11 protein-coding genes are annotated in these 12,153 nt (G+C 74.2%); 4 read left to right on the top strand and 7 right to left on the bottom strand.

The window, feature by feature from the left end:
* Nucleotides 1-74 precede the first annotated feature (74 nt).
* The gene (locus tag CP974_RS19305; RefSeq protein WP_051839969.1) at nt 75-848 is read left to right on the top strand and encodes an alpha/beta fold hydrolase; all 774 of its coding nucleotides are present in this window, start codon (nt 75-77) and stop codon (nt 846-848) included.
* Between the two features lie 229 nt (nt 849-1,077).
* Here CP974_RS19305 and CP974_RS19300 read toward each other — a convergent pair whose 3' ends face one another.
* The gene (locus tag CP974_RS19300) at nt 1,078-2,040 is read right to left on the bottom strand and encodes a LysR family transcriptional regulator (protein ID WP_031135827.1); all 963 of its coding nucleotides are present in this window, start codon (nt 2,038-2,040) and stop codon (nt 1,078-1,080) included.
* A 63-nt stretch (nt 2,041-2,103) separates the two neighbouring features.
* On the opposite strand from CP974_RS19300, the gene CP974_RS19295 reads away from it, so the two are divergent.
* The 3 genes from CP974_RS19295 (at nt 2,104) to CP974_RS19285 (ending at nt 5,644) form a co-directional block, all read left to right on the top strand.
* Nucleotides 2,104-3,417 (top strand): MFS transporter, encoded by a 1,314-nt coding sequence (locus CP974_RS19295; protein ID WP_078915861.1) that lies wholly within the window; start codon nt 2,104-2,106, stop codon nt 3,415-3,417.
* A 372-nt stretch (nt 3,418-3,789) separates the two neighbouring features.
* Nucleotides 3,790-4,500: a L,D-transpeptidase family protein gene (locus CP974_RS19290; protein ID WP_031133228.1), complete on the top strand. Its 711-nt coding sequence runs from the start codon at nt 3,790-3,792 to the stop codon at nt 4,498-4,500.
* Between the two features lie 79 nt (nt 4,501-4,579).
* On the top strand, nt 4,580-5,644 hold the full coding sequence (locus CP974_RS19285; protein WP_085921523.1) for a sigma-70 family RNA polymerase sigma factor: 1,065 nt from the start codon (nt 4,580-4,582) through the stop codon (nt 5,642-5,644).
* On the opposite strand, the gene CP974_RS19280 is transcribed toward CP974_RS19285, so the two are convergent.
* From CP974_RS19280 to CP974_RS19255, 6 genes are all read right to left on the bottom strand, one after another.
* Complete coding sequence (locus CP974_RS19280) at nt 5,577-5,927, bottom strand: STAS domain-containing protein (protein WP_051839626.1); 351 nt, start codon at nt 5,925-5,927, stop codon at nt 5,577-5,579. The genes CP974_RS19285 and CP974_RS19280 overlap by 68 nt on opposite strands.
* Before the next feature lie 93 nt (nt 5,928-6,020).
* Nucleotides 6,021-7,298: a thymidine phosphorylase gene (locus CP974_RS19275; protein ID WP_031133225.1), complete on the bottom strand. Its 1,278-nt coding sequence runs from the start codon at nt 7,296-7,298 to the stop codon at nt 6,021-6,023.
* A gap of 255 nt (nt 7,299-7,553) precedes the next feature.
* Nucleotides 7,554-7,958: a cytidine deaminase gene (locus CP974_RS19270; protein ID WP_031133223.1), complete on the bottom strand. Its 405-nt coding sequence runs from the start codon at nt 7,956-7,958 to the stop codon at nt 7,554-7,556.
* The gene (locus CP974_RS19265; RefSeq protein ID WP_031133221.1) at nt 7,955-9,226 is read right to left on the bottom strand and encodes an ABC transporter permease; all 1,272 of its coding nucleotides are present in this window, start codon (nt 9,224-9,226) and stop codon (nt 7,955-7,957) included. The genes CP974_RS19270 and CP974_RS19265 overlap by 4 nt, the downstream gene beginning before the upstream one ends.
* Nucleotides 9,223-10,332, bottom strand: coding sequence for an ABC transporter permease (locus CP974_RS19260; protein ID WP_031133219.1), 1,110 nt, complete (start codon nt 10,330-10,332; stop codon nt 9,223-9,225). The genes CP974_RS19265 and CP974_RS19260 overlap by 4 nt, the downstream gene beginning before the upstream one ends.
* The gene (locus tag CP974_RS19255) at nt 10,329-11,870 is read right to left on the bottom strand and encodes an ABC transporter ATP-binding protein (RefSeq protein WP_031133216.1); all 1,542 of its coding nucleotides are present in this window, start codon (nt 11,868-11,870) and stop codon (nt 10,329-10,331) included. Before CP974_RS19255 ends, CP974_RS19260 begins: the two co-directional genes overlap by 4 nt.
* Nucleotides 11,871-12,153: the final 283 nt, after the last annotated feature.

The raw sequence follows: 12,153 nt of genomic DNA, 5'->3' as shown, positions 1-12,153 counted from the left end.
CCGCGTTCACTCGATACGGAACAGTGACCGCGTGTACGGGTGGCGTACACCTCCTCTTCTGAGACTGTTCTGCCATGGCACACCACGCACTTGTTGGGCCCGGCGGCGGTCGGCAGCCGCGTCTGGGGCGGTCCCTCGGCGGGTCGGACGCGACGGCGGTGGGAGGGGTGGTGCTGCTCCTGCCGGACGGCGCGCCCGAGTCGGCGCGGCGCGCCTCGCCGCTGCACCGCGCCGCGCTGCTGCCGCTGGCGCGGCGCCTGGTGCGGGCCGGCCGGGGCGACGGGCTGGCCGCGCACGTGGTGCGGTACCGGGGGCGCGGCTGGAACGGGGCCGACGCGCTGCTCGCGCAGGACGCGCGGTGGGCGGTCGCGGAGGTGGTGCGCCGTCACGGGGACGTGCCGGTCTGCCTGGTGGGCCACGGTATGGGCGGGCGGGCCGCGCTGCGGACGGCCGGGCACGCAGCGGTCGCGTCGGTGCTGGCGCTCGCGCCGTGGCTGCCGGAGGACGACGTGGCGGCGGAGCCGGAGCCGGTGCGGCAGCTGGCGGGCCGTCAGGTGATGATCGTGCACGGCACGACCGACGCGACCGCCCATCCGGACCTCTCCTACCGGCTGGCCGTGCGGGCCAAGAAGGCGAACCGGTCGACCTGCCGCTTCGAGGTCCACTCGGACGGGCACGCGCTGCGCCAGCACCACGACGAGGTCCTGTCCCTGGCGGCCGACTTCGTGCTCGGCTCCCTCTTCGACCGCCCGTACAGCCGGCCGGTCACCGACGCGTTCGCGGCGCCGCCGCCGCTGGGGCTGCGGATGCCGCTGGCGGCCGGGTTCGGCCGCTCGCTGCGGCCCTGAGGCGCGGGGGGCGCGGCGGGGGCGGGGGGTGCCGGGGCCTTCCGCGGCCGCCCGGTCACGGGCGCCGCGAGGGGTTCGGGCGTCCGCGTCCTGCGGGGGCGGGGGCCGTCGTACCTGGACATGCGGTGCGGGTACCCGTACGGCGCCGCGGGATGCCGGGGGCCGCCCGATCGCCCCGCCGCCGCGCCCCGCACTGCCCCGCACCGCCCGCCGCCGCGCGCCCGGTGCGCTACTGCTCGGCCACGCCCAGGAGCCGGCCGCGGCGGGAGAGCAGGAACTTCTTGAAGGCCGCCACCGGGGGCGTGTCCGGGCGCCCCGCCTGCCAGGCGACGCCGATCTCGCGCACCGCGCGCGGCGCCGTCACCGTCAGCTCCACGACGCCCGGCCGGGGCACCGCGGGCGGCGGCAGCAGGGCGACGCCCAGCCCCGCGGCGACCAGCCCGCGCAGCGTCTCGGCCTCCTCCCCCTCGAACGCCACGCGCGGCCGGAACCCCGCCTCGGCGCACAGGTCGTCGGTGATGCGGCGCAGCCCGTAGCCGGGCTCCAGGGTCACGAACACCTCGTCGGACGCCTCCGCCAGCCGGATCCGCTTGCGGCCGGCCAGCCGGTGGTCGTCCGGCACGACGAGCCGCAGCCGCTGCTCGTCCAGGCGGCGCCCCACCAGGTCCGGGGCGTCGGGCACCGGCGAGGTCAGGCAGAGGTCCAGCTCGCCCGCCCGGAGGCGCTCGATCATGGCCTCCCCGTAGTTCTGGACGAGCGTGAAGCGGACCTTGGGGTGGTCGGCGCGGAACGCCCGCAGCAGCGCGGGCACCGTCTCCGAGCCCATGGTGTGCAGGAACCCGAAGGCGACGCGCCCCGCCGTCGGGTCCACGTCGGCGCGCACCGCCTCGGCGGCCCGCTCCACCTCGCCCAGCGCCCGCTCCACCGACAGCAGGAACGTGCGGCCCGCCGGGGTCAGCGACAGGGCGCGGCCCTTGCGGGCGAAGAGGGTGACGCCCAGGTCCTCCTCCAGCCGGGCCACGGCCCGCGACAGGGTGGACTGCGGGACCCCCGTCTCGTGCGCGGCGCGCGTCACGTGCTCGTGCCGGGCGACGGCCGCGAAGTACGCCAGGCGAGGGGCGAGCAGCAGGCCCATTTCTTCTTCGTTACTGTTCAGTGACAGCCGCGGCTGTGACCTGTACTCATGCAGCATGGGAACGATTAAAGCCGTTCCGTGCATTGGACGCATGAAGGTCCGTCTCCGTACGTTCGGGGCATGTCTCCCGCCAGTACCGAGGCGTCCACGGCAGCCGTGGACGCCGACTCCCGCCTCGCCCCCGGACGCCCCGGCCACCGCCGCATGAGCCTCGCCCTCTTCGCGGCGGGCGTCGCGACGTTCGCCCTCCTCTACTCCACCCAGGCCCTCCTCCCGGCCGTCTCCGCCGACTTCGGCGCGACCGCGTCGGCGGCGAGCTGGACGGTCTCGGCCGCCACCGGCGCGCTGGCGCTGTGCGTACTGCCGCTGAGCGCCCTGTCCGAGCGGTTCGGACGGCGGGCGATGATGACCGGGTCGCTGGTGACGGCCGTGGCCGTGGGCCTGCTGGTGCCGTTCGCGCCGAGCCTGGAGTGGCTGGTCGCGCTGCGTGCCGTGCAGGGCGCGGCGCTGGCCGGCGTGCCGGCGTCGGCGATGGCGTACCTGGCGGAGGAGGTGCGGCCGCGGGCGCTGGTCGCGGCGATCGGGCTGTTCGTCGCGGGCAACAGCATCGGCGGGATGAGCGGCCGGATCGTGACCGGCTGGGCCGCGCAGCTGTGGGGCTGGCGGGCGGGGCTCGCCGCCGTGGGGCTGCTGGCCGCCGTGTGCGCCGTCGCGTACCGGCTGCTGCTGCCGGCCGCCCGGCACTTCACGCCGTCGCCGCTGGACCCGCGGGCGATCGGCCGGACGGTGCGCGGGCACCTGTCGGACCCGCTGCTGCTGCGGCTGTACGCGATCGGCGCGCTGTTCATGACGGTGTTCGGCGCCGTGTACACGGTGATCGGCTACCGGCTGGTGGAGGCGCCGTTCTCGCTGCCGCAGGGCGTCGTCGGCTCGGTGTTCCTGGTGTACCTGGTCGGCACGGTGTCGTCGGCCGCCGCCGGGCGGCTGGTGGGGCGCATGGGGCGGCGCGGGGCGCTGTACCTGGCCGTGGCCACGACGGCCGCGGGGCTGCTGCTGTCGCTGGCCGGGTCGCTGGCCGGGGTGCTGGCGGGCCTGGTGCTGATCACGGCCGGGTTCTTCGCCGGCCACGCGGTCGCCTCGTCGTCGGTGAGCCGGACGGCCACCACCGGGCGGGCGCAGGCGTCGGCGCTGTACCAGTCGGCGTACTACCTGGGCAGCAGCGCGGGCGGGACGCTCGGCGCGGTCGCCTACCACGCGGGCGGCTGGTCGGCCACGGTGCTGCTGGGCCTGGTCGCGGTGGTCGGCGTCGTCTCCCTGACCCTGTACGGCACGCACCGCGCGCGCGTGGCGGAGCGGGCGCGGCCGGGGCGGGGCGAGGGCGACCGGGTGGCGCGGCGGCGGACGCCGGTCGTCGCGGCGGGCGGGCCCCGCTGAGGCGCCCGGGACGCGTGCGGCCCCGCCGGCCGGGACGCACGGCGGCGGCCGGCGGCGCGGGCGGGCCCCGCTGAGGCGGCGCCCCGCGGCGGCCCGTTCGCGTACGCCTGCCGGCCCGCCGGGACGCGCACCCGCGGCGACCGGGCCGTACGGGCCCTCCCGCGGCCCGGAGGTCCGCTCGGGCGCCCAGCTCGCACGGCGTGCGCCCCGGTGTCCCCGCGCCTCCGGGCGCCCCCTCCGCTCCCCGTCCGCTCCCCCTGTCCCGGGCAGGACGGAAAGAGCGGAGAAGAGTCGTCCCGCGACGTAACCGGCGCCCCGCCCCGAGCGTCCTACGGGACGCCAGAAGCGCGTACACGGGAGGGGAGCGGGAGCATGCGGGTCGAAGTGGGGGCATGGCGGCGGCGCACCGGCGTCGCACTGGGCGTGGCCGGAATGGCCGTGCCGCTGACGCTGGGGGTCGGCGCGGGCACCGCGCAGGCGGCGGCGTCCTGCACGGCGGGCACGGGGCCGTACCAGAAGCAGGTGGAGAGCTTCCTCGGCCGGCCGGTCGACGGGAAGCAGTCCCCGGCGGACTGCACGGCCATCCGGTCGTTCCAGCGGACGCACGGGATCACCCCGGCCGCCGGGTACGCCGGGCCGCTGACCTGGCGCACGATGGACACGATCCTCAAGCAGCGGGCCGCGGGGAAGAACCCGAACAAGGCGGGCGCCTGCCCGGTGAACAAGGGCCGCATCGCCTGCGTCGACCTGACCCGGCAGCTCAGCTGGGTCCAGGACGGCCGGAAGCTCGTCTACGGGCCGGTGCCGGTCCGCACGGGCCGGGACGGCGCGGAGACCCGCACCGGCGCGAAGAAGGTCTACCACCGGAGCCTCAAGCACTGGTCGACGATCTACAAGGTGTGGATGCCGTACTCGCAGTTCTTCGACGGCGGGCAGGCGTTCCACGCGACGGACAAGTCCATGTACAACCCGCCCGGTTCCGGGGGCTGCGTCAACATGCGGTCGGCCGACGCGAAGGCATACTGGAACCTGCTGAGGAACGGTGACGACGTGTTCGTGTACGGGCGCAAGCCCGGCACGTGACCGCCGCCCGACCGCGTTGTCAGTGCCCTCCGGTAGCTTCCGGAGGGCAGGCAGGCACAGCGCGACAGGGGTGGACGCGATGGTGGACGCGACAGCGGGCTCGACGGTGGGAACGCCGGTCGACCCGACGGAACCGGCCGGTGGCCGGGCGGGTCCGGCGGGCCCGGTGGACGGGGCGGCCGGGGACGCCGCTCTCCAGGACCGGCTGGAGGAGTACCGGACGGAGCTGACCGGCTACTGCTACCGGATGCTCGGCTCGGCCTTCGAGGCGGAGGACGCGGTCCAGGACACGATGGTGCGCGCCTGGCGCGCCCTGGACCGGTTCGAGGGCCGCTCGTCGCTGCGCTCCTGGCTGTACCGGATCGCGACGAACGTCTGCATGGACGCGCTGAACGCGGGCAACCGCCGCGCCCGCCCCATCGACCTGACGGCGGCCACGCCCGTCGCGCAGGCGCAGCTCACCGCCCGGCCGGAGGTCACCTGGCTGGAGCCGGTGCCCGACGGGCGGGTGCTGCCGCAGCCGGCGGACCCGGCCGAGGCGGCCCTCGCCCGCGAGTCGGTGCGCCTGGCCTTCGTCGCGGCGCTCCAGCACCTGCCGGCCCGGCAGCGGGCCGTGCTGATCCTGCGGGAGGTGCTGGCGTGGCGGGCGAGCGAGGTCGCCGAGCTGCTGGAGACCTCCGTGGCCTCGGTGAACAGCGCCCTCCAGCGCGCCCGCGCCACGCTCGCCGCCCGCGATCCGCAGCGCACCGACCCGGCGGACCCGCTCGACGAGGGGCAGCGCCGGCTCCTCGACCGGTATCTGGCGGCGTTCGAGTCGTACGACATGGCGGCGCTGACGGCCCTGCTCCACGAGGACGCCACGCTCTCCATGCCGCCCTACGACCTGTGGCTGCGCGGCCACGACGACATCGTCGGCTGGATGCTGGGCGTCGGCTCGGTCTGCCGGGGCTCGCGCCTGGTGCCGACGACCGCCAACGGCACACCGGCGTTCGCGCACTACCACCCGGACCCCGGGGGCGGGTTCACCCCGTGGGCGCTCATGGTCGTCGAGACCAGGGACGGCAAGGTCTCGGGGATCACGTCGTTCCTGGACGTGGAGCGGTGGTTCCCCCTCTTCGGCCTCCCGGACCGGCTGGAGGGCTGAGCAGCCGGTCCGCCAGCCCGGTCAGCGCCAGCAGCGCCCGCAGGTCGGGCGGCGCGTTCCACACGGTCAGGGGGTGGCCCAGGCGGCCGGCGGTCAGCCGGAGCCGGGCGAGCGCGTCGACGGCGGCGAGGCCGGGGCGTACGAGCCCGGCCGCGTCGACGACGGCGGGCCGGCCCGGCGGGGCGCCGTCGAGGAGCGCGGTCAGCTCGGCGCACAGGCGCGGGGCGTCGGCGGGCGCGACCGGCCCGCCGACGCGCAGAACGATCGGTTCGGTGTCCTCCACACAGACCAGGACCCCCGCCGCGCCCGGAACTCATCGGGCGGGACGGGGGCCGGGGTCGGGCACGCGCCCGGCGCGGGGCGGTGGAGGCCCGCGTCAGGCGATGCGGTCCAGGACGATCGGCGACGGGGTGAACGCGGTGCCGGCCGGGGCGATGTCCCAGGCGCCCTCCAGCGACCGCAGGGCGTAGTCGAACTTCTCCGGCGTGTCCGTGTGCAGGGTCAGCAGCGGCGCGCCCGCGGTGACCGTGTCGCCCGGCTTGGCGTGCAGCTCCACACCGGCGCCGGCCTGCACCGGGTCCTCCTTGCGGGCGCGGCCCGCGCCGAGGCGCCAGGCGGCGACACCGACGGCGTACGCGTCGAGGCGGGTGAGGACGCCCGACTCGGGGGCGGTGACGACGTGCCGCTCACGGGCGACCGGCAGGGCGGCGTCCGGGTCGCCGCCCTGTGCGGCGATCATGCGGCGCCACACGTCCATGGCGGACCCGTCGGCGAGGGCCTTCGCCGGGTCGGCGTCCTTGAGGCCGGCCGCGTCGAGCATCTCGCGGGCGAGGGCGACCGTCAGCTCCACCACGTCGGCGGGACCGCCGCCGGCCAGGACCTCGACGGACTCGCGGACCTCCAGGGCGTTGCCCGCCGTCAGGCCCAGCGGCGTCGCCATGTCGGTGAGCAGGGCCACCGTGCGCACGCCGTGGTCGGTGCCGAGCCCGACCATGGTGGAGGCCAGCTCGCGGGCGTCGTCGATGTTCTTCATGAAGGCGCCGGAGCCGACCTTCACGTCGAGGACGAGCGAGCCCGTACCCTCGGCGATCTTCTTCGACATGATCGAGGAGGCGATCAGCGGGATCGCCTCGACGGTGCCGGTCACGTCCCGCAGGGCGTACAGCTTCTTGTCGGCGGGGGCCAGGCCGTCGCCGGCCGCGCAGATGACGGCGCCGGTCGTGTCGAGGACGTGCAGCATCTCCTCGTTGGAGAGCAGGGCGCGCCAGCCGGGGATGGACTCCAGCTTGTCGAGGGTGCCGCCGGTGTGGCCGAGGCCACGGCCGCTGAGCTGCGGCACGGCGGCGCCGCAGGCGGCGACGAGCGGGGCGAGCGGCAGCGTGATCTTGTCGCCGACGCCGCCGGTGGAGTGCTTGTCGGCGGTGGGGCGGGAGAGCGAGGAGAAGTCCATGCGCTCGCCCGAGGCGATCATCGCGGCGGTCCAGCGGGCGATCTCCGCCCGGTTCATGCCGTTGAGCAGGATCGCCATCGCGAGGGACGACATCTGCTCGTCGGCGACCTCGCCGCGCGTGTACGCGTCGATGACCCAGTCGATCTGCTCCGGGGTCAGCTCGCCCCGGTCCCGCTTCGTGCGGATGACGGAAATCGCGTCCATGGGCTCAGTGTTCCTTCCAGCGGGCTACGACGAAGCGTCTACACGCATAGACGCGGAGGCTGGCGGCGCCCTCCCCCTCTTCGTGGAGGGGGAGGGCGCCGCCGCCGGGCCGGGACCGGCGCGGGCCCGGCCCGTGGCCGCACGGACACGCGGCCGGTGCGGCCGGGTGGTCACACGGCCGGTGTGCGGCCGGGTGGTCACATGGCCGGTGCGGCCGGGTGGTCACGCGGTCCGCGCGGCCACCCGGCCGGGCGGTCAGGAGAGGTGCGCCGGGCCGAAGGCCTGCGGCAGCATCTCGTCGAGCGTCCGCACCCCGTCCGGGGTGTCCAGCAGCAGTCCCCCGCCGCCGAACTCGTACAGGAGCTGGCGGCAGCGCCCGCAGGGCACGAGCGTCTCGCCGCGGCCGTCCACGCACACGAAGTGCGTGAGCCGTCCGCCGCCCGTGGCCTGGAGCTGGGAGACGAGCCCGCACTCGGCGCACAGGCCGATGCCGTACGAGGCGTTCTCCACGTTGCAGCCGGTGACCGTGCGGCCGTCGTCCACGGTGGCCGCCGCCCCGACCGGGTAGCCCGAGTACGGCGCGTACGCGCGGGACATCGCGTCCCGTGCCGCGGCGCGCAGGGCCTCCCAGTCGTAGGGCGGCTCCGGGGTGCCGGTCACTTGCCCTGGCCCCTCTTGTACGGCATGCCGTCGGCCTTGGGCATCCGCAGCCGCTGCGCGGACAGGGCCAGCACCAGCAGCGTCGTGACGTACGGCGCGGCGTCGACGAACTGGCTGGGCAGCGTCTCCGTCATGGCGTACCAGAAGAAGAGCAGGGCGGAGGCGACGGCGGAGACGGCCGCCGCGACGTACTTCTTCTTGTACAGCGTCCAGAAGACCGCCAGGACCAGCAGGATCGCCAGCAGGAGCAGCATGGCGTGGACGTTCTCGGCGCCGCCGCGCAGCTTGAGGCTGTCGGTGAAGCCGAACAGGCCGGCACCGAGGGCGAGGCCGCCCGGCATCCAGTTGCCGAAGATCATCGCCGCGAGGCCGATGAAGCCGCGTCCGCCGGTCTGGCCCTCCTGGTAGATGCCGGTCGACACGATCGCGAGGAACGCGCCGCCGAGGCCCGCGAGGGCGCCGGAGACCAGGACGGCGATGTACTTGTACTTGTAGACGTTGACGCCCAGCGACTCGGCGGCGACCGGGTTCTCGCCGCACGAGCGGAGCCGCAGGCCGAAGCCGGTGCGCCACAGGATCCACCAGGTGGCGGGGACCAGCAGCAGCGCGACCACGGTGAGCAGCGACAGGTTGGTGACCAGGCCGCCGAGCACGCCGGCCAGGTCGGAGACGAAGAACCAGTGCTGCGCCTGGAGGTCGGCGAGCCAGTCGGAGAGCCCGGGGACGGTGATCCGGTCGATCGCCTCGATGCGCGGGGACTGCTTGGAGGAGCCGCCGGGGGCCTCGGCGAACGTGAAGTCCGACAGGTACTGGGTGGCGCCCAGGGCGAGGATGTTGATGGCCACACCGGAGACGATGTGGTTGACGTTGAAGGTCACCGTCATGACCGCGTGCAGCAGCCCGCCGAGCGCGCCGCCGACGAGGCCCATGACGACACCGGTCCACGGGCCCCACTGGTATCCGGCCCAGGCGCCGAACCAGGTGCCGAGGATCATCATGCCCTCGAGGCCGATGTTGACCACGCCCGCCCGCTCGGCCCACAGGCCGCCGAGGCCGGCGAGGCCGATCGGCACGGCGAGCTGCAGGGCGCCGGAGACCTGGCCGACCGAGGTCAGGTCGTCGGCGCCGCTGACGATCCGGACCAGCGAGAACAGCGCGAGGCCGGCCGCGATGATCAGCAGGATGACGGGCAGGGACAGCTTGCGGCGCCCGCCGCCCTTCCGCGGCGCGGTGGCCGCGGGGGTAACCGTGCTCGTGGACTCGCTCATGCCGCCACGTCCTCCTTGTTCTTGCGGGCCTGGGCGGCGAGCTCCTCGCCCACCTTGCGCTGCTGCCGGCGGAGCCCGTACTGCCGGACGAGTTCGTACGACACGACCACGGCGATCACGATCAGCCCCTGCATGATCGTGGTGATCTCCTTCGGGTAGCCGTACTGGTCCAGGGAGGCGGACGACTTCTGCAGGAAGGAGATCAGCAGCGCGGCGAAGAAGAGGCCGACCGGGTGGTTGCGGCCCAGCAGGGCGATGGTGATGCCCGTGAAGCCGACACCGGCCGGGAAGGCCAGGCTGTAGGTGTGGGTCTGGCCGAGGAGCAGGGGCAGGCCGGTGAGGCCCGCGACGCCGCCGGAGATCAGCATGGCGGTGAGCACCATCTTCTTGGCGTCCACGCCGCTGGCCTGGGCGGCGGACTCGCTGGCGCCGGTGGCGCGCAGGTCGAAGCCGAAGCGGGTGCGGCCCAGCACGAACCAGTAGACGACGCCGAGCGCGAAGGCGACGAACGTGAAGCCGTAGATGTTGCCGCCCTCGACCGCCAGGCCGGTCATCCACCCGGACTCCGGGATGATGCCGGTGGTGAGGTCGTTGGAGCCGGCGACCTGCTCGCCGAGGTTGGCGGGGAGGATCATCCACGCGATGAGGCTGGTCGCGATGGCGTTCAGCATGATCGTGGAGACGACCTCGCTGACCCCGCGGGTGGTCTTCAGGAAGCCGGCGACGCCGGCCCAGAAGGCACCGACGAAGACCGCGACGAGCACGATCAGCAGGACGTGCAGCGGACCGGGCAGCTCCACGGAGGCGCCGACGACGGCGGCGAGCATCGCCGCGAGGCGGTACTGGCCGTCGACGCCGATGTTGAACAGGTTCATCCGGAAGCCGATGGCCACGGCCAGGGCGGCCAGGTAGTACGTGCCCGTCTGGTTGAGGATGAGGACCTGGATGTCCGGGTACTCCGCCTCCTGCACCATCAGGCTGTACGGCTCGATCGGGTCGAGGCCCGACACGAGCAGGACGAGCGTGGTGAGGACGAAGGCGACGGCCAGCGCGAGCGCGGGGCCCGCGATGCCCAGCAGCACCTTGTCCTTGTCGAACTTCTTCATCGGCCCTCACCGTCCGCGTCGTGGTTGTGCTCAAGGTGCCCGGCGGCGGCGCCCGTCATGGCGGAGCCCAGCTCCTCGGGGGTGATCGTGGCGGGGTCGGCGTCCGCGACGAGGCGGCCGCGGTACATCACCCGCAGGGTGTCGGAGAGCCCGATCAGCTCGTCCAGGTCGGCGGAGATCAGCAGCACCGCGAGACCCTCGCGGCGCGCCTCCCGGATCTGGTCCCAGATCTGCGCCTGCGCGCCGACGTCCACCCCGCGGGTGGGGTGGGCGGCGATCAGGAACTTCGGCCGGTGGCTCATCTCCCGGCCGACGATCAGCTTCTGCTGGTTGCCGCCGGAGAGGGACGCCGCGGTGACCTCGATGCCGGGGGTGCGCACGTCGTACTCGCGGACGATCCGCTCGGTGTCCGCGCGGGCCGCCTTCGGGTCGAGGATGCCGCGCCGGCTGTTGGGCGCCTCGGTGACGTGGCCGAGGATGCGGTTCTCCCACAGCGGGGACTCCAGCAGCAGGCCGTGCCGGTGGCGGTCCTCGGGGATGTAGCCGATGCCGCCCTCGCGGCGCTTGCGCGTGGGGGTGCGGGAGATGTCCGCGCCGTCCAGGGTGATCACGCCGCCGTCGGGGACGCGCATGCCGATCAGGGTCTCGATCAGCTCGGTCTGGCCGTTGCCCTCCACGCCGGCGATGCCGAGGACCTCGCCCTTGTGGATGGTGAAGTCGATCCCGCCGAGGACCTCGCGGACGACGCCGTCGGGGTCGGTCTGCGCGAGGCGCAGGTTCTCGACCCGGAGCATCGGCACGTCGGTCACCGTCGACTCGCGGGTCTCGGGCGAGGGCAGCTCGCTGCCGACCATCAGCTCGGCGAGCTGCTTGGGCGTGGTGGACTTGGGGTCGGCCGTGCCCACCGTCGTGCCGCGCCGGATGACGGTGATGTCGTCGGCGACGGACAGCACCTCGCCCAGCTTGTGGGAGATGAAGATGACCGTGAGCCCCTCGGCCTTCAGCTCGCGCAGGTTGTCGAAGAGCGCGTCGACCTCCTGCGGGACGAGGACCGCCGTGGGCTCGTCCAGGATGAGCGTGCGGGCGCCGCGGTAGAGGACCTTGAGGATCTCGACGCGCTGGCGGTCGGCGACGCCGAGGTGCTCGACGAGCACGTCGGGGCGGACGTTCAGCCCGTAGGCGTCCGAGATCTCCATGATCTTGTCGCGGGCGCGGGAGCCGATGCCGTACAGCTTCTCGCTGCCGAGGACGACGTTCTCCAGCACCGTCAGGTTGTCCGCCAGCATGAAGTGCTGGTGGACCATGCCGATGCCGGTGGCGATGGCGTCGGCCGGGCTGGCGAAGGACACCTGCTCGCCGTCGATGGTGATGGTGCCCTCGTCCGGCTTCTGCATGCCGTAGAGGATCTTCATCAGGGTCGACTTGCCGGCACCGTTCTCACCGACGAGGGCGTGGACCGTGCCCTTGCGGATGGTGATGTCGATGTCGTGGTTGGCGACGACGCCGGGGAAGCGCTTGGTGATGCCGCGCAGTTCCACGGCGGGGGGGCTGGACGCGTTGATGACGCACTCTCCTTGGCGAGAAAGGAGCGAAGGAAGCGGGGGACGGGCGGGCACGGCGGGGCTTCGGGACTTGCTGTACGGCTTCGGTGAGCGGCGGGTGGGCGGCGGAGGGACCTGCTGGGGGCCCGGCTGGGCTCGGCGGGCTCTCGTTGGGCTCTCGCGTGCTCGGGTGTGCTCGGGTGGGGCTCTTGTGGGGCTCGTGCGGGCTCTGGTCTGGCCGAAGTTATCGCGCCGGAGAGGCTTCTACGCGCGTAGCGAT

This window comes from Streptomyces fradiae ATCC 10745 = DSM 40063 (assembly GCF_008704425.1).
Lineage (GTDB): Bacteria > Actinomycetota > Actinomycetes > Streptomycetales > Streptomycetaceae > Streptomyces > Streptomyces fradiae.
Note: the sequence above shows the minus strand (reverse complement) of the source record. Positions and strands in the feature narration are given on the sequence as shown.

Excerpts from the sequence above, each read along its gene's own strand:
- CP974_RS19285 (WP_085921523.1), top strand. The coding sequence starts at position 4,580 with ATGGTGGACGCGACAGCGGGCTCGACGGTGGGAACGCCGGTCGACCCG.
- CP974_RS19260 (WP_031133219.1), bottom strand. The coding sequence starts at position 10,332 with ATGAAGAAGTTCGACAAGGACAAGGTGCTGCTGGGCATCGCGGGCCCC.
- CP974_RS19275 (WP_031133225.1), bottom strand. The coding sequence starts at position 7,298 with ATGGACGCGATTTCCGTCATCCGCACGAAGCGGGACCGGGGCGAGCTG.
- CP974_RS19295 (WP_078915861.1), top strand. The coding sequence starts at position 2,104 with ATGTCTCCCGCCAGTACCGAGGCGTCCACGGCAGCCGTGGACGCCGAC.
- CP974_RS19290 (WP_031133228.1), top strand. The coding sequence starts at position 3,790 with ATGCGGGTCGAAGTGGGGGCATGGCGGCGGCGCACCGGCGTCGCACTG.
- CP974_RS19300 (WP_031135827.1), bottom strand. The coding sequence starts at position 2,040 with ATGCTGCATGAGTACAGGTCACAGCCGCGGCTGTCACTGAACAGTAAC.
- CP974_RS19265 (WP_031133221.1), bottom strand. The coding sequence starts at position 9,226 with ATGAGCGAGTCCACGAGCACGGTTACCCCCGCGGCCACCGCGCCGCGG.
- CP974_RS19305 (WP_051839969.1), top strand. The coding sequence starts at position 75 with ATGGCACACCACGCACTTGTTGGGCCCGGCGGCGGTCGGCAGCCGCGT.